This window comes from Pontibacter sp. E15-1 (assembly GCF_022601975.1).
In the GTDB taxonomy this organism is placed as follows: domain Bacteria; phylum Bacteroidota; class Bacteroidia; order Cytophagales; family Hymenobacteraceae; genus Pontibacter.
The window spans coordinates 1-22,613 of record NZ_JAKVIR010000027.1 but is presented as its reverse complement, the minus strand read 5'-3'; the positions used below and the strand labels follow the sequence as shown (position 1 = coordinate 22,613).

The window sequence follows — 22,613 nt, the reverse complement described above, 5'->3', positions numbered from 1 at the left end:
AGGACACTGTAAATAGGAGTGCGTATGCGGACACCGCTGTTGGAAACATTAATTTTTTACTGCCTAACGGGCAAGAGCGAGGCTTTTTTGTCCATTATCCGCACAAAATCCAGCACAAGGGCAGCTGCAGCCGGGTAAAAGGCCTTGTTTACCTGCGCGTATGTGTCAGAAGGCTGGTGGTAATGCGGATGGTCCTCCACACCGAAGTATACATAGGGGATGCCGCGCTTGTGAAACTGGAAATGGTCTGACTGGGAGGTCCAGTCGTCGTGCCCCTGCTCCGGCAGATCGTGGCCAAGCACCAGCCGGGCCTGCGGCAACGCCTTTACCTGACGCAGGAACGGCACCAGCGACGGGTAATGGGATGTGCCACTGGCATATAGCTCACCTTTATCGTTGATGCTGAGCATGTCCATGTTCACGTTTAGCAGGAGTTGATGCAGCGGAACCGGGGGATTCTCCAGAAAAGCATTTGCTCCCTGAAGCCCCATTTCCTCGCCGTCCAGCACCGCGAAAATAAGTGTGTGCTGCGGCTTGTGCCGGGCAAAATAGTCCGCTATTGCCAGCAGGGCTCCCACTCCCGAGGCATTGTCGTCGGCCCCGTTATACACCTCCCCTTTCTGGATACCCACATGATCATAATGCGCTGTGATTACGATGGCTTTGGCCGTGCTTCCGGGCAGGTAGGCGATGAGATTGGTTGCCTGCACCACGGGGTTTTTGTCATTCTCGATTTTAAAATGCTGGGTATACCCCTGCCCGTACGGCTTCAGCCCAAGTTGACGGAAACGCCCCAGGATGTAGGCCTGCGCCATCTTGCTGCCCTTGCTCCCGCTCAGCCGCCCTTCCATGGAGTCAGCGGAGAGCACCCGCACGTCGTGCAGCAACTGCGCCTGATCCAGCGGTTGTTTTTGGGCCGCTGCCAGGTAAGGCAAAGCCATCAGCAGAAGCGCTGTAAGTAATTTCATGTGAAGTGGTGTCAGGATGGTGATGGGCAGGAAACGTGTTTGGCCTCGGGCAGGTATAAATTGAGGACTGGAATCGGCCCTATTTTATGAGCCCACCCGGATGAACAGACGCGATAGGTATGAACCGGCAGGAAGATGCCTTCTGGGCTAGTTTTTTATATTGATAAAAGCCGGTAACTCAAAAGGGCCGACAGAGGTCAGGATAGTCGGCTTGATTTGCAGCACTACTTTTGGCCGGTCGGCTTTCTCCTGGTTCAGGAGCGTGGCCAGTTGCAGCAGGCTGTTGAGGTCGGTGCGGCCATTCACCTCTGCCAGCTTCAGCGGGGAGCGTACCGTAATCAGGTTAAGGCCGTTCTTTAGCTCCACAGGCTCATCCACGAGCCCACTCACGGTTTTCTGGTCGTCCACCAGTAGCTGCCACTTCAGCTGTGTCACGGTCATGCTGCGGCTTTCGTTCCCCTCACCCAGCGACACGTTCAGCCCCAAGGTAGAGATAGCGCTGAGGTTATTCGCCGAGACAGCCGAGAAGAGCCTGGCGGCATCGCTAAACGAGAAATCATTAGGCCCTTTCTTTTGCATCAGGTCTACGCCATTCACCTCCACTTTGTCAATCTGCTGCAGGCTATAATCTGCCTCTTTAAAAGCGTCTACGTCGCTTTTGGTTTTGCATGCCACACCCAGTACCAGCAGTACCAGCAGCAGCAAACAGTTTTTTACTCTTACACGCATATTTAAACAAATTAAAGTGGCGGCACCGCGCCGCTGCCGATTTGATGTATAAACTCGTTACTCACCGATTACCTTTCCGGAGCCGGACACAGACGCGTTGACCTTGGCATTGCCTTTGTGAAGCACGCGGCCACTGCCGCTGATGTCTACATCCAGGCGGTCTTTCACAAAAACCTGGGCTTTGCCCGATCCCGAAATCTCTACTTCAGTTTCTTTTGAAGTGAGGCCGTAGCTGTTCTGGTTACCGGAGCCCGATATGGCGATCTCCTGCCTGTCGGCTTTCCCGGATGCCTCTATATACCCGGAGCCACTGATACGGGAAGTCAGCCGGTCTGTATTGAGCTTTAGCTTCATGCTGCCCGATCCTGAAACGCTGGCGTCAAAATCGTCGGCCTTAAACCTGTCTTCCAGTTCCACATACCCGGAGCCTCCGATATGTGCTTTGCGCAGCTCGGGCACCGTGATAAACACCTGTACTGTCTGGTGGTTACGGAGGCAGCGGGCAAAAGCGATATCCCATACCTGTCCGCTCACGGCTGTTTCCAGCTCATCCAGAACATTGGGCTGGCCTTTGACCTCTACCTGCTGCGGGCTGCCTTTCTTAATAAAAACGCGCATGTCGCCGCTGACCGTCACACCCTCGAAGTCACGAATGTCCAGCGTCCGGGTCACGGTATCGCCTTGCCCCTGCAAACACCCTATTCCACCGTCCTGGCAGCTGGAAAGCAGTGTGGCAAAGGTAAACAGAAGTGCGGGGAGAAGTGTTTTTTTCGTGTTTCGGCAGGTTTAGGCAGATGAGGTAGCAGCAGCAATATACCAAAAGCTTCGCATTTACCCTATCACAAAGCAGCCGCACCTCGCGGAAGGTGCGGCTGCTTTGCCGTCGTCTAAGACAGGTGCCCGACTTTCTGGCCCCGCCGGTTTACCAAATAGCCCTCGTCCGTCACAAAAACGGTGTCAAGGTAATCACTCTGGATATAATAGGGGTAATTCGGATTGTTGGTTTTGGTCAGCTTGCCAATCACGCGCACGCCCTCTGCCGTCATGTGCACCAGGTTGAGGCGCGTGGTCAGGTAAAACTGCTCCTGCGGCGCTTTGTTAAAGCTCACCCGCGTCAAGACGCTGCGTCTGTCCAGTGCTACCCGCTGCGAAGAAGGGGCAGCCTGCGCGCGCGCTGCAGTCTCTGGTCTGGAGGCAATGGCACGCTGATCTGGTTGGGGACCTTGGGCGCTGGCCAACAGCTGCTGGTTTGCGCTTTGCCAACCCTTGCTGATTGCGGCCAAACGGTAGCGCCTGCCTGGGTGTGTCCGGGATGTTTCGTCATCCGACAGCAGATCGATGGCTGCCTGGGCCTCCGCCATACTGGCCCCCATTTTGCGCAGCACGAAACCCGAGAACTCATCGGCCTCCAGTTCGTCTGCGGGGTTGCTGCCGCTCCGGCTCAGGGTGTGGCCGTTGAGGTGATGCCCGATCTCATGGGCCAGGATGCTCACGCCGCCCCAGTCGGTATGCACAGCATTGTTGATAGAGGCCAGAAAGCGCTCGTTGTAAAGGATATACCGTTTGCCATTGTATACCACGGCAGCGGCATTGTCGATATTGGCTGCCTGCAGTTCAAACCGGGGCTTCAACCCAATCACGTTGATTATTTCCTGTACAATGTCGCGGGCCCCAACAGTGGTGGCCGTGTTTGCTTCGGGAGCGGGAGCCGGAACGGCGAGAGCCACCTGGCCCAGCAGAGGGGCCATCACCAGCCCCAGCAGTAACGTAAGTTTTTTCATGTATGGCATATCTGAAAGTATAGTCGTGCGTGTGGGTGCTACAGCTAAAACGGAAGCGCCGCAACGGATAGTATAATAGCAAGTACTTTGCCAGTTTGCTCGTATCCTATCCATTACCTGCCGCCCCAGCCTTGCCGTTCCCCACGAAAACACATTCCCGAGGATGTCCCAAAAGTAAAGGCTGCCTAAACAGACAGCCTTCTATGTGCGTGACACCGTTACTTCATCGGGTCATGGCCCCAGTTCTTGAGGCTGTAGCGCCAGTTGCTGGTTTCCTTGTCGTGCGCTGGCTCCTGGGCGGTGTGGCGGCTGATGTAGGAGATCACCTTGCGCATGTGCCCATAGTCTTGCTCATTTAGATCGGCCTTTTTCTTATGCTTTATTTCGATGATCCGCTGCCCGGACTTGTGCCCGATGCTCTCCCCGTCGCCACTGTCCTGCCCCACGCGCTTCGACTCATCCGTTTTCAGCCATTCTTCAATCTCTTTAGGTGCCATGTTCACCAGTTCCGTAAAGCGCTGGTATGTTTCCTCGTTTTCCTGCTGTTGTTTGTTTTCCATAGTTTAAGTTTGATCGTGTTTATACCTAAAAGTTGCGTTGTAGGCTGATTGGTTGCGCTCAGGCAAACAAGCAGTCGATTAACTGGGCACTGACTGAGACACCGGGATGTACTCCGGCAGTTCCACTTCTCCAACCGGCGTTTGCACGGTGGGCTTTATCTTGAAGATGAGCCGCTGCCGGAAATCCTTTTTCAGGGAGAGCATCGTCATGAGTTTGGAGAGCCCCTCGTAATTGCGGAGCCCGTCGGTCTCCGACATCATGACCGGTGTCTGGATCGGTAGCTCGTTCAGACCCTCGTGCAGGTAAAGTGACTCCTTTACCTCGCCCTGCAGCGTTTCTTCTCCATCTACCAGCAACTGCCATTTCATCCGCGTGATCGTCATTTGCCTGGCTACATCCGGCTCCTGCATCTGCACCTGCAGCGAAAGAGTCGTGCTGGCCTGGAGGGTATTGTCTGAAATAGAGGCAAGCAGGCTGTCGCCTTCGCTGGTGGTAAAGTCGCTGGGGTTGCGTTTCTGCATCACATCCACTCCGTTCAGTTTCAGGTTGTGTACCCCAAGCAAACTGTATTTCGCTTCGGTAAACGCTTTCAGATCGCTGGCCTGCTTGCAGCCTGCCAGTAACAGCACAACCATCAAATACGCACAGTATATATAGCCTAACTTGCTCATTGTTACTCGGTTGAAATTTACTTCCGTATGCAAAACACGCACCAGTTATAAAAGGCAGCGCTCAACCTGGCAGTGTCCTTCTGGCTTATACCCCAATTGGTGATGAGTGAGGCATACCGAGATCTTTAGCCGCCATGCGTATACCTTCCTTTATTGGCAAACACGGCGAGGCAGCGCGTTAGGTTTTCATCGCTTCTTCTATTTCCCGCTGTGTGGTGCTCCCCCAGTACCTTCTGTGCTCCAGCTCATCGGTGGAGTGTTGAATGGGCTCCAGGTCAGGGGCTATTTGCTTTAGCGCCTGCTCCAGCGCGGCATAAGGTCTGTAGCCCACCATCATGATGCCCGCATCCTGGCCTTCCCTTCGCATCGTGAGCGCCGGAAACCTGGTGATACCGTGCAGACGCACTTGCTGTAAATCCTGTTCAAACGCTTTTCGGGCAGCGGGGCTTGCCATGTCCGCATGCAGTTGCTCGCTGTCCAGCAGGCCCGGGCTGCGCTCGCTCAGTTCGTGGCCTACCTGCCGCAGCACTTCCCACTTCGAGATGTCCTTGCCGTGCAGCATCACAGCCTCGCGCACCTGCCGCAGGTACTCCTCTGCCGCCACCGCCGACTGTAGCCCGGCGGCTTTCACGGCGATGCAGGCCGGATAAGACGAGGCGGGCGGGTTCTCATACCATATTCTGTCGTTGATGGGCATGCCCGACCTGTATTTTGCCTCCAGCCACAGCGGCCCCATTTGCAGAGGGCGGCTAATTGCGTTCATCGGGTCGTTGAAAGTCTCCCAGTTCGGCAGCAGCCCACCCATGATGTAGCGCCATTTTACCTTGCCGCTGTAGGTATAGCGCAGTTTGCGCCACTGGGGCTCAAAAGCCCAGCTCCAACAGCAAAGAGGGTCGGTATAGAAAACTATCTCTACCGACCCTGCCTTGTTTTCTTCTGAATTTTCCAGTTTGTAAGCTCGTTAAGTGTTACTCATGTCACACTGCCTGTTAGAGGCTACGCTGCGGGTACTCACACCATTGGTTTTCTCCGCTAGGCACGGCGTCTTTAACTTCCTTGCTACGCTCCTTGCTTAGTTTTTTGTCGTGTTCCTCCACACTTTTCAGCGTGCGGTCTGTGCCCTGAGGAGTATGATCGAGCATGCCGTTGCTCTCCACCACGTGCTTGATCGGGTCGTCCACGTACTGCCATGTTTCGCCCAGCCCGGAGCTCTTGCCCTCATTCCAGGGCCCTTTGGCATCCGCACCGTTCGACATGTTGAAATAGTTGTTGCTGTAACGCGGGTCAGTCTGTAATACTCCCGGCGGGAAGTTCGGCTGGATTGTCTCCAGGGCCGCCTCAAACATCTGGTAATGGGCCACCTCGCGCGTCATCAGGAAGTTAAGCGTGTCCTTCACGTAAGGGTCGGTGGTAAACTGCATCAGGTACTCATACACAATTTTCGCCCTGGACTCGCCAGCCATGTTCGAGCGCATATCCACCGTAGGATCCCCGTTCGAGTTTACATAGGCACCGGACCACGGCACGCCCTGGCTGTTGGTCACTGTTGGCCCGCCCCCGCTCAGGACCAGAAACTGGGGGTTTACCATGGCCTGGTGGATGAAGTCTTCTTTCTTGGCTTTGCCATCCAGCAGCTGCATGATCTCCGACTGGTCAGCTGCGTCTTTCAGCGCCCCGTTTATCGGGCCCAGCAGCATCTGTATGGTTGCCCCCACGATCTCCAGGTGGCTGAACTCCTCTGTGGCGACGTCCATCAGCAGGTCGTATTTGTCGGGGTGTGGCTGCCGCATGCCAAAGGCCTGGGTAAAATACTGCATCGCCGCCGCCAACTCTCCGTTGGCACCCCCAAACTGCTCAAGCAATAAACTGGCAAAGCCTGGGTCTGGCTTTGACACACGTGCATTAAATTGCAACTCCTTTACGTGATAAAACATTCGTCCTCCTTTTATAAGTTTGTTTTAAAAAATAGCCTCAGTGCATATATAAGTTTCATGTTTTAGAAGTGAGCATTAAACATGCAGTGAGGTAAATTAAACGTGTGACAAGGTCGGGAGGGTTGTGCGATTGACGGACTTTATACCCCCTTTTGTACAATTTTTTATAGGCCGGAGCTTCGCCATGAGAATTTCTGCCTCTATATACCACTTATACCAGTATAATTCACCTATATTAAAAGAGCAGCCAGCGTGTCCCGAATCGTTTACACGCTACAAGGGCACGCTGGCTGCTCTTTTTCTAAGAAAAAGCTACTGGATCTTAGCCAAGTGGCTGGCTTTCTTCACGGATAGCTTCCCCGGTTTCCATTAAGGCTTTAAAGCGGTGCAGGTCTTCGGCTACCATTTGCTCCAGCTTCGGGTTCAGCAGCTTTGCGACACTGCCGCCTAACTGCCCCACTGGTGGCCTGTAGGAGATGGTGGCCTGCACGATGGTGCCGCCGTCGGGCGCGTCAGAAAAACGGACTTCTCCGGCGTTGTCGATATCTGAGTCAGGCAGCGAGCGCCAGACGAGGCGCGTGTTTTCCTCTTCCTCCACAATATCGGCGTCCCAAGCTACCGTGCCCAGGCCTTTGGGCACCGTGGCTACCCAGTGTGAGCGCTTCGGGCCAAACTGACGCACCTCCTGCAGGTGGTGCATAAACTTGGGCAGGTTCTCTAGCTGTCGCCAGAACTGGTATACCTCGTGGCGCGGCTTATGTATGGTGAGGCTGCGGGTAATCTCCAACGCCGCGCCTGTGCCGGTGGATGAGTCGCGGCCCAGGGCACTGTTGAGGGGGCAATACCCGGTAGCGCCCCGGAAGAGCATCGCGCCACCGGCAGCAGCCATCATCAATCCGCCTGCATTTGGCTTGCGAAGTCCAAAATACGTCAGGAGCACACCACCGAGCAGCGAGGCCACCCGTTCGGTGCCCCCAACGTTCAAGTGGCTGGTGCCAGTGGTAGGGGGTATGATGGGCTGTTTCGGCTGCCCATATGAAGAAGTCGTGTTGAATGTTTCCATCTTGAAATAGTTTCTTACAGCATACGAGTACACGTGCAAAACATGTTTCCGCTGTGCCCACGCATTAACTGCTATTCGCTTGATTTTTAGTGCAACTTACAGGTAAGCCTGCATCCCCATTGGCTAGAAACCTCCTGGATTTGCTTTTTAAAAGAGGCAGCCTGATTTGGTTGTTAATTTACATGGCGGTGTAGCCGGTACAGCTTCCCCTCGCCGCCATAGCTCAGCAGCAGCAGCTCGTTGTCTTTGTCCTGGCCGAAAGAAGAAACCGGGAAGCCCGTGGTGAGCAGCAGTTTGTTTTCTGTTTTGGTGCCCTGCTCATTCACCGTGAGCGCCCATACCTTGCCGCTCACATAATCGGCGTAGATATACTTGCCCTGCAGTTCGGGCATGGATTTGCCCCGGTATACAAACCCGCCAGTAATCGAGACGCCATCGGCGTGCGTGTATTCGTGTACTGGCCTGATCAGGTCGGATTCGTCGCAACCGCTGTTTGGCTTAAAGCAGTCGGAGCCTTCCATCACGCGCCAGCCATAGTTGCCGCCTTTCGCGATGATGTCGATTTCCTCGATTTTGTTCTGCCCCACGTCCGCTGCCCACAAACGCCCGGTTTGGTCGTCAAAGGATATCTTCCAGGGGTTGCGGAGGCCGTAGGCGTAAATCTCGTCACGGTAGCCCTGCGCGTTGCCTGCAAAGGGGTTGTCTGCCGGGATGCCGTAGTTGCGGTTGCCCGAGGTATTGTTCACGTCGATGCGCAGGATCTTGCCAAGCAGTTTGGACCGGTCCTGGGCGTTGTTCTGCGGATCACCGCCACTGCCACCGTCGCCTACCGCTATGTATAAATAGCCGTCAGGGCCAAACGTCACTTTGCCGCCGTTATGGTTGCGGTAGGGTTGCTCATACGTCAGCAGGATGGTTTCTGAATTGGGGTCCACGGGGCCAGTGCTGCTTGGGTTTGCCTTAAACCGGGATATTTTGGTCTGGAGTGGGTTTCCGGTGGTATAGTTGACGTAGAAATACCCGTTTTTCTGGAAGTCCGGGTGAAAAGTCAGGCCGAGCAAGCCCATCTCGCCGCCGTCCTCCACCCTGTCGGAGATGTCGAGGTATAGCTTCGGTTTTGCGGAGGATGCCTCGTTGCCCGGCAGCCAGAAAATCTTGCCCTGCTGGTCGACCACATACAGACGGCCTTGCCCGTCGTTTACCCAAACGGCCTCAACCGGACTGTCGAACGTTACGGAGGGGTATGCCTGCTTCACTTCATACTGTGCATCGGCTTTTTCGGCGCAGCCTACCATCAGGAGCACCATCGCCAGTATATAATTCAGAAAGTTTAATCGCATTTTCGTAATGGTTTCATTTTCAGATGGAAGTACAAGTTACGCTTACGGCGCAGGGGCCAGAATGGCTGTGTTAAAACAACAGTTCTTGTACTCAGATGGATGATGTCGAACCAAAATAAAGAGGCCCTGCACGTCTGTTGTACAGGGCCTCTTTTATATAGGAGCGGGAGGTTGTTACTTAAACATACCTTTCAGCTTGGAAAGCTTTGCCTGGAAATCATCCATCGGCTCCTCCTCCTTTTTAGCGCCTCCTTTGCTGCGGTTACCGCCTCCAGCTGGCTTCGGAGTATTTGGCTCTCCCTTCATACTCAGCGCGATGCGCTTGCGGTTCACGTCCACTTCCACCACGGTTACCTCTACCTTCTGGCCCACCTTCACTATTTCGTGCGGGTTGCTCACAAAGCGGTCCGATAAATGGCTCACGTGTACGAGGCCGTCCTGATGCACCCCAATGTCCACGAATGCGCCGAAGGCCGTGATGTTGGTCACGATGCCGGGCAGTTTCATACCGGCGCGAAGGTCTTTCATCTCGTTCACGCCTTCTGTGAAGCTAAACGCCTCAAACGTCTCGCGCGGGTCGCGGCCCGGCTTGGCAAGCTCGTTCACGATATCCTGCAGCGTAGGCAGCCCGACAGTGGCGGTCACGTATTTTTTCAGGTCGATCTTTTTATGCAGTTCGCTGCTTTTAGTCAGTTCCTGCACCGTCACGCCCAGATCCTTGGCCATTTGCTCCACGATCGGGTAGCTCTCCGGGTGCACGGCAGAGGCATCGAGCGGGTTCTTCGCGTCGCGGATGCGCAGGAAGCCTGCCGCCTGCTCAAAGGCCTTGTCGCCGAGGCGCGTCACTTTCTTCAGCTCCGTCCGGGTCTTGAACGGGCCGTTCTGGTCGCGGTACTCCACGATGTTCTGCGCCAAAGCGGGCCCCAAACCGGAAACATAGGTCAGGAGTTGCTTGCTGGCGGTATTCACCTCCACGCCCACGGCATTCACGCAACTCATCACCACGTCATCCAGCGAGTGCTTCAGCGCAGCCTGGTCCACGTCATGCTGGTACTGGCCCACCCCGATGGATTTCGGGTCGATTTTCACCAATTCAGCCAGCGGGTCCATCAGGCGGCGGCCAATGGATACGGCGCCGCGCACCGTCACGTCCTGATCCGGGAACTCCTCGCGGGCCACACTTGAGGCAGAGTAAATGGAGGCGCCGCTTTCGTTCACCATCACCACCTGCACTGTTTTGGGCAGGTTCAGGCCTTTCACAAACGATTCTGTTTCGCGGCTGGCCGTGCCGTTACCAATCGCCAGGGCCTCCACTTCGTAGCGGTCCACGAGGTATTTCACATTCTGCCCTGCCTCCTGCGCCTTGTGCTGGCCGGTGTGGGGGTATATGGTATCGTTGTGCAGCAGCTTGCCTTGCTTGTCGAGTACCACCAGCTTGCAACCGGTCCGGAAGCCGGGATCCAGGGCGAGCACCGTTTTCTGGCCTAATGGCGAGGAAAGCAGCAGTTGGCGCAGGTTGTCGGCAAACACCCGGATGGCCTCTTCGTCGGCGCGCTTCTTCGAGCTCAGGCGCACCTCCGTTTCCATACTCAGCTTGAGCATGCGCTTGTAGCAGTCTTTGGCTGCCAGGCGCACCTGCTCCGCAGCGGCGTTGTTGCCCTGCACAAACATGTTCTCCAGCTTCGCCAGGGCAAGCTCGTCCTCGGGCTGCGCGCTCAGCATCAGCACCATCTCGGTTTCGCCGCGGCGCATGGCCAGGATACGGTGCGAGGGCGCTTTCTCGATCGGCTCTTCCCACTCAAAGTAATCCTTGAATTTCTGGCCCTCTTCCTCCTTGCCCAGCATCACGCGGCTCTTGAACACACCGTTCTTCTCAAACAGCTTTCGCATGGTGGCTCGTGCCTCGGCATTCTCGTTCATCCATTCGGCCATGATGTCGCGGGCACCGGCAAGGGCTTCCGCGGCGTCTTTCACTTCTTTCTCTTCTGAGATAAAGTTGGCAGCCTCGGCCTCCACGTCGAAATTCTCCTGCTGGAAGATGCGCTCGGCCAGCGGCTCCAGTCCCTTTTCGCGGGCGATGGTGGCTTTGGTGCGGCGCTTTGGCTTGTAGGGCAGGTAGATGTCCTCAAGAGCGGCCAGGGTTTGGGCAACCATCAACTGTGCCTCCAGCTCCGGCGTCAGCTTCTCCTGGTCGCGGATGGACTTCAGGATACTCTCGCGGCGCTTGTCCAGTTCCCGGAGCTGCTCCATCCGGTCGCGGATAGCGGCAATCTGCACTTCGTCCAGCGAGCCGGTGGCCTCTTTTCGGTAACGGGAGATAAACGGCACGGTCGCACCCTCGTTGAGTAGGGTGGCCGTTGCCTCCACCTGCTTGATGGTGATCGAAAGCTCTGTGGCGATCTTTAAAAGATGATCAAGATTTTGTTCCATATATACTTTACTGCTGAAATCTAAGGTTGCGTATGCTTCAAGTTTACCCATCGGGCTGCACGTGAGCACGTTGAAGGATAAAGTTCCGGCAAGCGATAAATACGGCCTGAAGTCCCGGTTATACCGAGGGATATCTGTCGGATAGCGCCTTTGCGCAGTGCCGGCGCAACCGCTGCCCTTATTGCTTTTTGTTTTTTAGAGTGCCGTGAGCATCAAATTTAAGGTATATTGCCCTAAGTAGAAAGCATGCGCGGCATAGAAGTGGCAGACGGGCGCTTTTCTGGTGGCATTTCCACAAAACAGCCGTACTTTTGTGGCTGCGCCTATGTGTTGCGTCCCGATCACCTCATTTTGATACCCGCAGGATTGAGAGTTGCCCTGAGAAAAATCCCCCTGAACTGGTACTGGCTGTTACTGCTGCTTCTCCTGCCCGCCTGCGTCTTACAGCGCATCGACCGCACGCCGTATGCAGAAACCGCCTATTTCGAGAAAACCGTCCGGAACCTGCAAAGTCACCCCGCCACCGTCACGACCGGCGACACGCTACAGGTGGGCTGGGCAAAGGTCAACATCACGCCGCCCCCGCCTGCCCCCCTGGCTGGGTATGGCAAGCGCCTGGGTATGGACTACGAGCAGGTGCACGACTCGGCCTGGGTGCGCACCTTCGCCTTCGACAACGGCCAGACACAGGCTTACTTTGTTTCCCTGGACATGCTGATCGTACCCATGCTTGTGCTCAAGGAACTGGAAAAAGAGTACCCCAGGCTTGGCCTGAAACCTGAGCAGGTATACCTCTCCGCCACGCACAGCCATACCAGTTTTGGCGGCTGGGGGCGTAAGGTCGGTATGAAGGTTATGACCGGGGCCTACGACGCAGCGATAGTACACCGGCTGACACAGCAGATTATCCAGAGCATGCAACTGGCCCGGCAGGAACTGCAACCGACGCGCGTGGGCTACGGCAGCGCGAACGCGGCGAGCCTTGTCAAGAACCGCCTCACCAAATCGCGGGAGGACCGGGATACCGCGCTGCGCTTCCTGAAATTTGAGCGGCCGGACGGCACACTGGCCATTCTGTCCTTCTTCTCGGCACACCCCACCATCCTGCCGTCCATGCAGCCCATTCTGTCGCGCGATTACCCCGGTGTGCTTGTGGATGCGCTGGAGGAGCGGGTAGCCTTTGCCGCCTTCTCGGCGGGGGCGGTGGGCAGCCATAGTGCCGTATACCTCCAGCACGACTCTTTCGAAAGCACCGAAGAGGTGGGCGAACGGCTTTCCACGATCCTGCGCCGGGAACTGTATCAGGTAGAGACGGCCTATATGACAGTGCTGGGCTACAACCGGGCCTCCCTGCAGTTGCCGGAGCCGCAATGGCGCATTTCTGAGAATCTCCGCCTGGCCCCCGCCTTGTTTCGCTGGGTGTTTGGCAGGCAGCCGGCCTATGTTACGAGCCTGCAATTGGGCAACATCGTGCTGCTGGGTGCCCCCGCCGACTATTCGGGTGAGTTTGTGGAAGAACTGCAGCGCGCTGCCCGGCGACAGGGCCTGGACGCGATCGTCACCAGCTTTAACGGCGGCTACATCGGCTACGTAACCCCAGACAGGCACTACAATCTGGATGAATATGAAACGCGCAGCATGAGCTTTTTTGGCCCCTACAGCGGTTCATACCTGACCGACATGCTGCTAAGGCTCATGCGGCAACACGCAACTCCTGCAGACGGCACTATGCCACGCCACTAAGCGGCACTGTTAACATACAATATCCTTCTTCATACACTTGCCAGTTGAGGGTAAGGCAGTTCCAGCACACATCCAGCCCTTTACCGGTTCGCTAGTTTTTCTGAGAGGAGGTATAAACTCTTCCAGTCCGCCACATCATTCCTCTAATAGTCCTAAACCCTACATCCAAAGGCAGAGTTTAAACAGAGGGGCGCTTCAACGTATAGGCGCTGCTGCGTTACATAAAACAATATTGTATGGAATGGACTAAGCTTGATACACTGGATATAATTTTCATGGCCATCATAGGCATTTACACACTGATCCTTGTGTTTATCCTTACCTGGCTATACCATGATGCAGAACAGCGGGGATTTAACGGAATGATAATCGTTGCCATGGCTTTCTTCACGGGAATTGTTTTCGGTACGCTCATATGGCTGGCCGTCAGACCTACCCTGAAGCCGCAGCCTATCCCGGTTAGAAGCTAATTCCCCGAACGGATACCTCATTTACAGGCCAGCCGCATACAAAACGGGCTAAATTGTTTATATTTAGACCAATTTGTAGCGGCTGGCTTTTTTGTGCCCGCCTGCCAAATTTGCATTAGCTGTCTTCAAACCCATGTCGCGCCAACACAACCCACAGGCCGAATCGCTTTTTATACCCGTCGCAGCCACCGATTCGCTGCACGTGAGGCGATTTAGCGTAGCCTACAGCGGGCCACCCGGCTTGCTACTATATGGCTCCATCAAAAATGCGCGTATATTTATGGCTAACTCTAGGAAGGGAATTGTCCCATACCTGACCCGAATGACCATATCCCTTTTCCTTAACATGAACAAAACAGCCTTTACCTCCTTTCTTGTGCTGCTGCTTGCCGCTGTGGCGCTTTCTTCCTGCGAGCAGTGCGGCAACGTGACCATTGCCCAGCCTACTGTCGCCGATTCAGAGTGGCTGGTGTATAAAGAAAACGACACGCTTGTGTTTGAGGCAGAAACAGGGGCAGAGGTTCGGTATGTCCGCACGGGGATTTATGCACAGAGTATTCCGGGGGAAGGTTTTTCAGCGGAGGATGCCTGCATCGACCAGGTAGACATACTCGCCAGGACCGTGCTGGAGGATTTGGGCGACATCCAGCCCCCGCTCGGCACACGCATTCTCAGCAGGCCCAATGATCTGGTCGTGTCGCTGTCTGTAGGGGAAAAAGCAGGTGAGACGACAGAGGATACGGGTATTTGGGAGATTGACGAGACAAGCCCCACCCACGACAGCCTGGCGGTGAACGGGCAAATGTACTACGAAGTATTTGAGCTTAACCTGAGCAACGCCGGCACCAACCGCGTGAAGCAACTCCTTTACAACAAGGCCTTCGGTTTTCTTCGGGTGGAGTTTTTCAATGGCCCGAAACTGGATCGTGTAGCCGACGAGTAGCAACAACTGCTAAAGCACGAAGGTCCTCCTGCGGTATACCACAGGAGGACCTTCGAACGAACCGGAGCGTACTTAAGCTAGCTGCTTTTGCTCGCTGTTTATATTGCGCAACACCTCCAGGGCGGTATCAATGTGCTCAAGCGGCTTGCTCATGGAGTTATAAACGGCACGTACGCGCCTGCTTTTGTCGATAATGTAGGTGACGCGGCCCGGCAACAGCCCCAACCGACGCGGCACGCCATAAATGCTCCTGATCTGGCCTCCTTTGTCGCAGAGCAACGTAAACGGCAGGTGATACACCCGCTCAAACTTCTGGTGCGACTGCAGGCTGTCGGAGCTTACCCCCACTACCTCAGCGTCATACTCCTTAAACGCCTCGTACTCATCTCTGAACCTGCAAGCCTGCTTTGTGCAGCCCGAGGTGCTGTCTTTTGGGTAAAAATAGAGCACCACATTCTTTTCCTTGAGCATTTCGTGCAGCCGGAAAAAGCCGCCGTCCTGCCGTTGCAGCTCGAAATCCGGGGCTATATCTCCCTCTCTCACAACATCTTCGTTTAAAAGTGCCTCAATCATCATACATATGTGCTAACAAACTTCATGCAAAAATTAAAGACGGGCTGCAAAGGTAACCTATGTCAGGGTTAAACTCCAAAGATGGCGGCAAATATAGCATCAGAAAAAGAAAATGGGCATCTTTGTCACTTTGCCAGCGCGTATGCCCCGAATTAACGTTATCATCCCCGCCTTCAACGAAGAGCAGTCTATCGCCAAAGTGGTGCAGGCCATCCCGGCGGGCTATGTCGGGGAGGTGATTGTGGTGAACAACAACTCCAGCGACGACACCGCCCGGCGTGCGGCCATGGCCGGTGCCACCGTGCTGGATGAGCCAACGCCGGGGTATGGCAACGCCTGCCTGAAAGGCATAGCCTACGCCGCCGCCAAGCCTGCCGACGAGCGCCCCGACATCATCGTGTTTCTGGATGGGGATTTCTCTGACTACCCCGAGGAGATGCCTATGCTGGTACAGCCCATCGCGGCCGGGCAGGTAGACATGGTCATCGGGTCGAGGGCGTTGGGCATGCGAGAGTCCGGGTCCATGATGCCGCAGCAGGTCTTTGGCAACTGGCTTGCCACCACCCTGTTGCGCTGGCTTTATAAGGCCCGCTTCACAGACCTGGGGCCTTTCAGGGCGATCCGGCTGGACACACTCCTGGCGTTGGGCATGCGGGACCGCACCTACGGCTGGACGGTGGAGATGCAGGCCAAGGCCGCCCGGCAAAAAATCCGGTATACCGAAATCCCCGTAACTTACCGCAAACGCATTGGCACCTCAAAGGTATCAGGCACCCTGAAAGGCACTGTGCTGGCAGGCTATAAAATCATCCTGACCATCTTTAAGTATTTATGAACAAAACGAGGAGGGCATGCAAGTGGCGGAGGCGATAGTGCTGGTGGTATACGGGCTTTGTCTTGCTTTTATTTTCTGCTACAGCATGGTACAGCTGCACCTGACGATACGGTACTGGCTTCGTACCAAAAGATCTGGCAAGCTAGCGGCAGCCCCTCTGCCCCTACCACAGCGGTGGCCCAAGGTTACCGTGCAACTGCCCCTTTACAACGAACGCTACGTGGTGGAACGCCTGATTACGGCAATCGCCGCTTTCGATTACCCGCCGGAGCGCCTGCAAATCCAACTGCTCGACGACTCGACCGACGACACCACCGCCATTATCCGGGAAAAACTAAAGGCATACCCCCACCTGAATATCCAGCACATCCGGCGTCAGGAACGGACCGGCTACAAGGCCGGGGCCTTGCAGCATGGGCTGGCACAGGCCACCGGGGAATTCATCTGTATCTTCGACGCTGATTTTTTGCCTTCCCCCGATTTCCTTAAACGCACAATTCCGGCGTTTACCGACTCCCGCGTGGGCGTCGTGCAAACCCGCTGGGAGCACCTGAACCGGGATTACTCCCTACTCACGCGCTTGCAGGCATTTGGGCTGAACGCCCACTTCACGGTGGAGCAGGTGGGGCGCAACAGTGGCGGGCACTTTATCAACTTCAACGGCACGGCGGGGGTATGGCGCAGGGCCTGTATCGAGGATGCCGGGGGATGGCAGGCTGACACGCTCACCGAAGACCTGGACCTGAGTTACCGTGCGCAACTCAGAGGCTGGCGGTTTGTGTATCTGGAGGAGGTGGAGGCCCCCGCAGAACTGCCCGCAGACATGGGCGCCCTGAAGTCGCAGCAGTTCCGATGGACAAAGGGAGCCGCCGAAACCGCCCGGAAGCACCTGCACCGCGTACTGCAATCCCGGCTCCCCTTCCTAACGAAGGTGCATGCCTTTTTCCACCTGCTCAACAGTGCCATCTTTATCTGTGTGCTGCTCACGGCTTTGCTGAGTGTGCCGCTGCTTTACATCAAGCATACCACTCCTGCGCTTTCTCCGCTCTATAAGCTAGGGTATGCGCTGCTCCTGAGCCTGGCTGGGCTCGTTGCCTTCTACTGGTCGGCGCAACGAGCCCATAGCACGGGGGGGTGGCGCAGCAATCTGGCGTTTGTGCCGGAGTTTCTGCTTTTTCTTTCTATTTCGATGGGGCTTTCGCTGCACAACAGCCTGGCGGTGCTGGAAGGGTATATGGGCCGGAAAACCCCGTTCATCCGGACACCCAAGTATAACATCCTGGCAGCGCGGGATACCTGGCGGAAGCACGCCTACCGCCTCAAAAGCATCAGCCTGGTAACGGCCCTGGAAGGCTTGCTGGCGCTTTATTTCCTTTTCGGAATCTGGTTGGCTTTCAGTTGGCACCAGTACGAGCAGTTGCCTTTCCATGTGCTGCTTGCGTTTGGGTTTGGTGCCGTTTTCATATATTCGCTCTCACACAGCAGGCGCGGCTAGCATATGGAAAAAAGCAACACGGTAAATTATGGGGTGATGGCAGTATCGGCTCTTGCTTACGCGGCATTGGCCTACAGCACGCCCCGTGCCGACTTCACGCAGCTTCTGGCCCTGTATGCCCTGGTGTTTGCCTGCTACCTATACCTCATCAACAGCAGGTTGCCGCTGTGGCACGGCATTGCGGCGGCCCTTTTCTTCCGGCTGCTTTTTCTGGCGGCCATCCCCGCCCTCTCCGACGACTACTTCAGGTTTGTATGGGATGGAAGCCTGCTGCATGCGGGGCTAAACCCTTACCAGTATACCCCAAGCGCTTATATGGAGGCTGGCATGGCCCCGGTCGCGGGGATTACCGGGGAGTTATACCTCCAGCTGAATTCCGCGGAGTATTACAGCGTGTACCCGCCGGTGGCGCAGGGCATTTTCTGGCTGGCCGTCAAGCTGTTTCCGGGCAACCTGCTGGCCAACATTATTGTGATGCGGGTTGTGTTATTGCTGGCGGAGGCGGGCAGTGTGTTGCTGTTGCTCCGCCTGATGCGAAAGATGGGTTTGCCGGACAAAAACGTCTTGCTATATGCCCTGAACCCGCTGGTGATCCTGGAGTTGGTAGGCAACCTGCACTTCGAGGGGCTTATGATTTTTTTCCTGCTGCTCAGCCTGCACCAGCTCTTTTATCAGCAGCGCCTGGCCGTCTCGGGGCTGGCTATGGGCCTTGCGATTGGCACCAAGCTGCTCCCACTCATGTTTCTGCCTTTCCTGCTCCGGAAGCTTGGTCTGCAGAAATTTCTACTGTTCGGCGGGGTCGTGCTTTTAACGGTAATCGCCCTGTTTTACCCGCTGGTTTCTGTGGCTGTGCTCCGTAACTTCTTTCAGAGCCTGGACCTTTACTTTCAGCGGTTCGAGTTTAACGCGAGCGTGTACTACCTGCTGCGCTGGCTGGGGTTCCGGTTTGCAGGGTATAACGTGATCCATTTGCTGGGGCCGCTGCTGTCGCTGGCTACCCTGGGCGGGATCGTGGCGATGGCCTCCGTCAGAAAGCTAGGCTCTGTGCGCAGGCTGTCGGGGTATATGGCGGCGGCGCTCACACTCTACTTCTTTCTGGCCACAACGGTACATCCGTGGTATATCACCACGCTGCTGGCCCTTACGGCCATGAGCCACTTCCGGTATGCCGTTACCTGGTCGGGCTTGATTCTGCTCTCTTACGCCACATACCGCACAAGTGCCTACACAGAAGACCTTGCACTGGTGGCACTGGAGTATACCCTGGTGTTTTTGTGGCTGCTGGTTGAGCTATACCTCTACCGGCAGCGCCGTCGCCATGCCAACCTGGTGGCGCCAGACGGGCAGGCAGACACGCTTGCGCAACCCTAACACTCGGTAAGGCATCGTCCGTGATCTGCACTTCAGGTATGTCATCCTTCTTTCCCCACGTCCAGCAAGGGCTGCTGCAGGAAGTCGTTCAGCGGCTTCAGGGCCTGGAAAGCGTGTAAAACCGTTTGCAGAAAATCATCCTGCAATACAGCCGCATCAGACAGGGGCATGATGGCGTTCCAGCTCTTGTGCCGCAGGTAACCGATGGCCGGGTTCTCCTTCTCATACCCTTTTGGCGTTGTCTTGAGTTTCTCGCCCCGCAGGTCGCCGAACATGGCTTTGAACGCTGGTGCCTCCACAATCGCTTCGAAGGCCCCCAGGTTGTAGTCGATTTCCTGACGCACGGCTTTCAGGTGCGGCGCCGAGGGCATCCAGAGCCCCCCGGCCACAAAGGAGTTGTTGTTGCCAGCCAGGTGCAGGTAGTAGCCAGGGTATACCGATTTCCGGCCTCCCTCTGCTATATAGGCTCCAAAATGGTCTTTGTATGGCCGCTTGTCGTTCGAGAACCGGACGTCGCGGTAAATCCGGTACACCAGGTCTTTGCCCTTCTGCCCCCGCACGGCCGGCTCAAAATGCTGCATCTCCTGCAGGAGGTCTTCCAGAAAGCTGATGTGGTTTTTTCGGGCAGCCTCATACCTGTCCTTGTTCTCATTAAACCACTCCCGGGTGTTATGTTCGGTGAGCGCCACTAAAAACTGAAGTGTACTTTTTTGGATAACAGTTGCCATGTAATCTACTGCTTGTTAAATGGTGGTCCGGGTCGTCAAATCTCCTGCCAGCGCAAGGTATGACACGGGATTTGCCTTTCAAACTGAAGATGCTGTCTTTTGTTTCGTGATCGGATGCTGAAGCCTGGCGAACAGGCAAGCAGAGCCGTGCTAGTTCTCTCTCCATGAGCCACTTTGCCCTCATTCCCAACCCTAAGGCAAAGACGCGCCACCTGCGCATACGGCATGTCCGAAACATAGCACCCAGCGTATACTTGAGGAGGGAGTATATAATTTTTTCGCCATGGCACGTGTTCTCATCCTCTGGCTTTTGTATGCGGCAGCCCAAGCGGGGTATGCCCAGGAAACCCACACATCCCTGTCTCCCTTCAGCAAGGCCAACCTGGAGCAAGCCATCCTGATGTATGAGGCGCTTGCGGAGGCTGACAGCTGGAAATCACTTCCGCATAGGCTCCTGCTGCGGCCCGGCGACAGCAGTCAGTATGTGATCCCGCTAAAACAGAACCTGACGCTGACCGGTGACCTGCTCCCTGACACAACTCTGCCTTCCATGCTGTACACGGCTCCCATGGTGGCAGCCGTCAAACGCTTTCAGCAGCGCCATGGGCTGGTGCCGGACGGTGTGCTGGGCCCTCTGACGGTCAGGGCGCTGAATGTGCCGCCCTCCTACCGCCTCTGGCAGTTGCAGCAGAGCTTTGCCCGCTGGGATTCTTTTTTTGGGGATCCCGCGCCGGCTTTCGTGGTGATCAACATCCCGGATTATACCCTGCATGTGCTGGAAGACGAGCGGCAGGTGATGGAAATGCGCGTGATCGTGGGCAAGCCCAGCCTGGCTACCATCCCAATCAAAAGCCGGCTCACCACTGTGGTGCTGAACCCATACTGGTACCTGCCCACCTCTATTGCCGTGAAGGAGATAGTGCCGATCCTGAGGCGCAACCCCGGTTACCTGGCAAGAAAGAACATGAAGCTGGAAAAACCGATCGGGAACAGCTGGGTGCGTGTAAACCCCTGGCGCGTAGACTGGGACAAGATCGACCAAACGAATTATACTTACCGGATTGTGCAGCTGGACGGCAGTGAGAATGAGCTAGGCCAGGTCAAGTTCCCCTTCCCGAACCCTATCCCCCAATACCTGCACGACACACCTAATAAAGCTCTGTTTACGTACCCGAACCGGGCATTTAGCCATGGGTGTATCCGGCTGGAGCGCCCGATAGAACTGGCCTATTACCTCCTGGAAAAAGGGTCTGGGTACTCTACGGAGAAGATTGACAAAATCTGGATGAAATCTAAGCCCAACCACTACCTGAGAGTGCATGAGCCACTGCCCCTATACATTGTCTACCTTACGGCCTGGGCAGATGGAGCGCAGCAGGTGCAGTTCCGGGACGATGTGTATGGCTACGACGTGATGCCGCACCTGACGCTGGAGTAACACACGCATCGTATAATTCGGGCAAACTTACGGTTAGAGCAGGCCAGTATGCTGGAGGTCTTCCGCATGGTCCACATCCGAGAGGCAGGGAAGCAGGGAATGGGAAAGCTGCAGCGCCTTGACGTCCTGGAGGGTTGCCGGAAGCACTTGCTCTGTGCTCCACGCCTTGTTCCGAAACAGCGCCGGGTACAGCTGGTTCATACCCAACAGGTAGTAACCGCCGTCTGCCGCGGGCCCAATCACCACGTCATGCCGCGTCAGTTCGTCATAGGCCTGCTGCAGTATGGCTGGGGTTAGCTCCAGGCAATCGCTGCCAATGATTACCACCGAGTTATACCCCGCCTCAAAAGCCGTGGCGAAAACCGCCTCCATTTTCTCGCCCAGGTCACCGTCCGGCTGTACCCGCTTCGCGTAAAGTTCGGAGGGCCAAAGGTCCTGCTCGTCCAGATAATCAGAATAACATACCTCTTTGTGTACAGCAAGCTCCCGGGTAACGGCAAAGGTATGCTCCAGGAGCCTCTTATAGATCGCAAGTGCCTTCTCAGGTCCCACGGAAGCGGCCAGGCGCGTTTTTACTTTCCCCAGTTCAGGGTTACGCACAAATAATAACAGTAACTTTTCACTCATATACTTTTACTCCTTCCTGTAGCCAAACACCCCACGCTTTTGAGTAGGCATGCACTTGGTTGGTTTTGCCGTGCTGGTTGTATACCGGATACCCCTCGTTTACCCACTCAAAGATACCGCCATACAGGTTCTGCACATTTTTGTAGCCTGCTTTCTTCAACTTCTCCCCCACCCGCTCGCTGCGATACCCCACGGAGCAGTAGACCACGATGCGCGCGTCCTTCGGCACATCCTGCAGTTGCGAAACCCTGAACGTATTGTAAGCCGTGAACCTGGCGCCTGCCAAATGGCTCACCCTATACTCCGCCGGGGTCCGGGTGTCGAGGAGTAGAGGTTTTACCTTTGTGTCCTGCAGCTGCTGGTGCAATTGCGCCGGCGTTATCCGCGAAACTTCATCCCCATACATCCCTTTTAGCATCAGGTCATATGCTTTGTCTGTGGTTTGTCCGCAGGCGGGCAGCACCAGAATGAAGGCCAGAGGTATGATCATCAAAAGGTTTCGCATGCTTGTTTTGGATTAGCGATAATTTAAATCATCCGTTTAGGCGCCTCTCAGCGTCGGGTATAAGTGGCTGTTGCATAGGCAGTTTCATAAGTAGAACAAACACAGCTGCAAATGTTTTCAGAAAACTGCTTATTTCACGGTTTCGCCCCCGCAACTCGAGCCTGCCCCTGCCGTGCAGCCGTAGCAGTGCTGGTTGAGCATGATGTTGCGCTCATCCAGCGCCGCCACGTTAAACTCCCGGATGTGCTGCGGCGCGCCCTTGGCCACCTTCAGTTCCAGCATCTGGTTAAAGTCGCAGTCGTAGAGATAGCCATCCCAGCCCACCGACACTGTGTTGCGGCACATCACCCCCTCGGCGGCCACCGGGTTAAAGGCCTCGATGAGTTTGAGCATGTAGCCCTCGTAGTT

General features: G+C 55.7%; 23 protein-coding genes. 7 read left to right on the top strand and 16 right to left on the bottom strand.

Features of this window, described 5'->3' with window-relative positions; all coding sequences use genetic code 11:
• Window positions 1–56: 56 nt before the first annotated feature.
• The 11 genes from MKJ04_RS17760 to MKJ04_RS17710 form a co-directional block, all read right to left on the bottom strand.
• Window positions 57–968 carry a M28 family peptidase gene (locus MKJ04_RS17760; protein WP_241643010.1) on the bottom strand — a complete coding sequence of 304 codons (912 nt, stop codon included), beginning with the start codon at window positions 966–968 and terminating at the stop codon, window positions 57–59.
• Between the two features lie 147 nt (window positions 969–1,115).
• On the bottom strand, window positions 1,116–1,697 hold the full coding sequence (locus tag MKJ04_RS17755) for a hypothetical protein (protein WP_241643009.1): 582 nt from the start codon (window positions 1,695–1,697) through the stop codon (window positions 1,116–1,118).
• 57 nt (window positions 1,698–1,754) lie between these two features.
• Window positions 1,755–2,369, bottom strand: a complete 615-nt coding sequence (locus MKJ04_RS17750) for a head GIN domain-containing protein (protein ID WP_241643008.1) — start codon at window positions 2,367–2,369, stop codon at window positions 1,755–1,757.
• A 215-nt stretch (window positions 2,370–2,584) separates the two neighbouring features.
• A complete protein-coding gene (locus MKJ04_RS17745) occupies window positions 2,585–3,478 on the bottom strand; it encodes a membrane-binding protein (protein ID WP_241643007.1) in 894 nt (297 codons plus the stop codon).
• A 218-nt stretch (window positions 3,479–3,696) separates the two neighbouring features.
• Complete coding sequence (locus MKJ04_RS17740) at window positions 3,697–4,038, bottom strand: DUF3140 domain-containing protein (protein ID WP_241643006.1); 342 nt, start codon at window positions 4,036–4,038, stop codon at window positions 3,697–3,699.
• 78 nt (window positions 4,039–4,116) lie between these two features.
• On the bottom strand, window positions 4,117–4,710 hold the full coding sequence (locus MKJ04_RS17735; RefSeq protein ID WP_241643005.1) for a hypothetical protein: 594 nt from the start codon (window positions 4,708–4,710) through the stop codon (window positions 4,117–4,119).
• A 178-nt stretch (window positions 4,711–4,888) separates the two neighbouring features.
• Window positions 4,889–5,620 (bottom strand): DsbA family protein, encoded by a 732-nt coding sequence (locus MKJ04_RS17730; protein ID WP_317246729.1) that lies wholly within the window; start codon window positions 5,618–5,620, stop codon window positions 4,889–4,891.
• A gap of 79 nt (window positions 5,621–5,699) precedes the next feature.
• On the bottom strand, window positions 5,700–6,644 hold the full coding sequence (locus MKJ04_RS17725) for a manganese catalase family protein (RefSeq protein WP_245402694.1): 945 nt from the start codon (window positions 6,642–6,644) through the stop codon (window positions 5,700–5,702).
• 322 nt (window positions 6,645–6,966) lie between these two features.
• Window positions 6,967–7,707 (bottom strand): SRPBCC family protein, encoded by a 741-nt coding sequence (locus MKJ04_RS17720; RefSeq protein WP_241643003.1) that lies wholly within the window; start codon window positions 7,705–7,707, stop codon window positions 6,967–6,969.
• 173 nt (window positions 7,708–7,880) lie between these two features.
• A complete protein-coding gene (locus MKJ04_RS17715; protein ID WP_241643002.1) occupies window positions 7,881–9,047 on the bottom strand; it encodes a PQQ-dependent sugar dehydrogenase in 1,167 nt (388 codons plus the stop codon).
• A gap of 174 nt (window positions 9,048–9,221) precedes the next feature.
• Complete coding sequence (locus MKJ04_RS17710; protein ID WP_241643001.1) at window positions 9,222–11,477, bottom strand: Tex family protein; 2,256 nt, start codon at window positions 11,475–11,477, stop codon at window positions 9,222–9,224.
• 246 nt (window positions 11,478–11,723) lie between these two features.
• On the opposite strand from MKJ04_RS17710, the gene MKJ04_RS17705 reads away from it, so the two are divergent.
• The 3 genes from MKJ04_RS17705 (at window position 11,724) to MKJ04_RS17695 (ending at window position 14,633) form a co-directional block, all read left to right on the top strand.
• On the top strand, window positions 11,724–13,220 hold the full coding sequence (locus MKJ04_RS17705; RefSeq protein ID WP_241643000.1) for a neutral/alkaline non-lysosomal ceramidase N-terminal domain-containing protein: 1,497 nt from the start codon (window positions 11,724–11,726) through the stop codon (window positions 13,218–13,220).
• Window positions 13,221–13,456: 236 nt separating this feature from the next.
• Window positions 13,457–13,690 carry a hypothetical protein gene (locus MKJ04_RS17700; protein ID WP_241642999.1) on the top strand — a complete coding sequence of 78 codons (234 nt, stop codon included), beginning with the start codon at window positions 13,457–13,459 and terminating at the stop codon, window positions 13,688–13,690.
• A 133-nt stretch (window positions 13,691–13,823) separates the two neighbouring features.
• On the top strand, window positions 13,824–14,633 hold the full coding sequence (locus MKJ04_RS17695) for a hypothetical protein (RefSeq protein WP_241642998.1): 810 nt from the start codon (window positions 13,824–13,826) through the stop codon (window positions 14,631–14,633).
• Between the two features lie 72 nt (window positions 14,634–14,705).
• Here MKJ04_RS17695 and MKJ04_RS17690 read toward each other — a convergent pair whose 3' ends face one another.
• Window positions 14,706–15,176 carry a peroxiredoxin gene (locus MKJ04_RS17690; RefSeq protein WP_241642997.1) on the bottom strand — a complete coding sequence of 157 codons (471 nt, stop codon included), beginning with the start codon at window positions 15,174–15,176 and terminating at the stop codon, window positions 14,706–14,708.
• A gap of 172 nt (window positions 15,177–15,348) precedes the next feature.
• On the opposite strand from MKJ04_RS17690, the gene MKJ04_RS17685 reads away from it, so the two are divergent.
• Genes MKJ04_RS17685 through MKJ04_RS17675 form a run of 3 tightly spaced genes read left to right on the top strand, consistent with a single transcriptional unit; the run spans window position 15,349 to window position 18,907 of the window.
• Window positions 15,349–16,041, top strand: coding sequence for a glycosyltransferase family 2 protein (locus tag MKJ04_RS17685; protein WP_241642996.1), 693 nt, complete (start codon window positions 15,349–15,351; stop codon window positions 16,039–16,041).
• A 16-nt stretch (window positions 16,042–16,057) separates the two neighbouring features.
• The gene (locus tag MKJ04_RS17680) at window positions 16,058–17,536 is read left to right on the top strand and encodes a cellulose synthase family protein (RefSeq protein WP_241642995.1); all 1,479 of its coding nucleotides are present in this window, start codon (window positions 16,058–16,060) and stop codon (window positions 17,534–17,536) included.
• 3 nt (window positions 17,537–17,539) lie between these two features.
• Entirely contained in the window at window positions 17,540–18,907 is a 1,368-nt protein-coding gene (locus MKJ04_RS17675; protein WP_241642994.1) for a glycosyltransferase 87 family protein, read from the top strand.
• A 41-nt stretch (window positions 18,908–18,948) separates the two neighbouring features.
• On the opposite strand, the gene MKJ04_RS17670 is transcribed toward MKJ04_RS17675, so the two are convergent.
• On the bottom strand, window positions 18,949–19,635 hold the full coding sequence (locus MKJ04_RS17670) for a DUF2461 domain-containing protein (RefSeq protein ID WP_241642993.1): 687 nt from the start codon (window positions 19,633–19,635) through the stop codon (window positions 18,949–18,951).
• Between the two features lie 283 nt (window positions 19,636–19,918).
• Between MKJ04_RS17670 and MKJ04_RS17665 the strand changes: the two genes are divergently transcribed.
• Window positions 19,919–21,073 (top strand): murein L,D-transpeptidase, encoded by a 1,155-nt coding sequence (locus MKJ04_RS17665; protein WP_241642992.1) that lies wholly within the window; start codon window positions 19,919–19,921, stop codon window positions 21,071–21,073.
• Between the two features lie 33 nt (window positions 21,074–21,106).
• On the opposite strand, the gene MKJ04_RS17660 is transcribed toward MKJ04_RS17665, so the two are convergent.
• From MKJ04_RS17660 to MKJ04_RS17650, 3 genes are all read right to left on the bottom strand, one after another.
• Window positions 21,107–21,700 (bottom strand): TIGR04282 family arsenosugar biosynthesis glycosyltransferase, encoded by a 594-nt coding sequence (locus MKJ04_RS17660; protein WP_241642991.1) that lies wholly within the window; start codon window positions 21,698–21,700, stop codon window positions 21,107–21,109.
• A complete protein-coding gene (locus MKJ04_RS17655; RefSeq protein ID WP_241642990.1) occupies window positions 21,693–22,205 on the bottom strand; it encodes a rhodanese-like domain-containing protein in 513 nt (170 codons plus the stop codon). The genes MKJ04_RS17660 and MKJ04_RS17655 overlap by 8 nt, the downstream gene beginning before the upstream one ends.
• A gap of 129 nt (window positions 22,206–22,334) precedes the next feature.
• Window positions 22,335–22,613, bottom strand: a 279-nt coding sequence (locus MKJ04_RS17650; protein WP_241642989.1) for a DUF3641 domain-containing protein, incomplete at its 5' end; no start/stop codon positions are given.

Coding starts and splice junctions, on each gene's coding strand:
- MKJ04_RS17760 (WP_241643010.1), bottom strand. CDS start 968: ATGAAATTACTTACAGCGCTTCTGCTGATGGCTTTGCCTTACCTGGCA.
- MKJ04_RS17755 (WP_241643009.1), bottom strand. CDS start 1,697: ATGCGTGTAAGAGTAAAAAACTGTTTGCTGCTGCTGGTACTGCTGGTA.
- MKJ04_RS17745 (WP_241643007.1), bottom strand. CDS start 3,478: ATGAAAAAACTTACGTTACTGCTGGGGCTGGTGATGGCCCCTCTGCTG.
- MKJ04_RS17740 (WP_241643006.1), bottom strand. CDS start 4,038: ATGGAAAACAAACAACAGCAGGAAAACGAGGAAACATACCAGCGCTTT.
- MKJ04_RS17735 (WP_241643005.1), bottom strand. CDS start 4,710: ATGAGCAAGTTAGGCTATATATACTGTGCGTATTTGATGGTTGTGCTG.
- MKJ04_RS17725 (WP_245402694.1), bottom strand. CDS start 6,644: ATGTTTTATCACGTAAAGGAGTTGCAATTTAATGCACGTGTGTCAAAG.
- MKJ04_RS17720 (WP_241643003.1), bottom strand. CDS start 7,707: ATGGAAACATTCAACACGACTTCTTCATATGGGCAGCCGAAACAGCCC.
- MKJ04_RS17715 (WP_241643002.1), bottom strand. CDS start 9,047: ATGCGATTAAACTTTCTGAATTATATACTGGCGATGGTGCTCCTGATG.
- MKJ04_RS17710 (WP_241643001.1), bottom strand. CDS start 11,477: ATGGAACAAAATCTTGATCATCTTTTAAAGATCGCCACAGAGCTTTCG.
- MKJ04_RS17705 (WP_241643000.1), top strand. CDS start 11,724: ATGCGCGGCATAGAAGTGGCAGACGGGCGCTTTTCTGGTGGCATTTCC.
- MKJ04_RS17700 (WP_241642999.1), top strand. CDS start 13,457: ATGGAATGGACTAAGCTTGATACACTGGATATAATTTTCATGGCCATC.
- MKJ04_RS17695 (WP_241642998.1), top strand. CDS start 13,824: ATGTCGCGCCAACACAACCCACAGGCCGAATCGCTTTTTATACCCGTC.
- MKJ04_RS17685 (WP_241642996.1), top strand. CDS start 15,349: ATGCCCCGAATTAACGTTATCATCCCCGCCTTCAACGAAGAGCAGTCT.
- MKJ04_RS17680 (WP_241642995.1), top strand. CDS start 16,058: ATGCAAGTGGCGGAGGCGATAGTGCTGGTGGTATACGGGCTTTGTCTT.
- MKJ04_RS17675 (WP_241642994.1), top strand. CDS start 17,540: ATGGAAAAAAGCAACACGGTAAATTATGGGGTGATGGCAGTATCGGCT.
- MKJ04_RS17670 (WP_241642993.1), bottom strand. CDS start 19,635: ATGGCAACTGTTATCCAAAAAAGTACACTTCAGTTTTTAGTGGCGCTC.
- MKJ04_RS17665 (WP_241642992.1), top strand. CDS start 19,919: ATGGCACGTGTTCTCATCCTCTGGCTTTTGTATGCGGCAGCCCAAGCG.
- MKJ04_RS17660 (WP_241642991.1), bottom strand. CDS start 21,700: ATGAGTGAAAAGTTACTGTTATTATTTGTGCGTAACCCTGAACTGGGG.
- MKJ04_RS17655 (WP_241642990.1), bottom strand. CDS start 22,205: ATGCGAAACCTTTTGATGATCATACCTCTGGCCTTCATTCTGGTGCTG.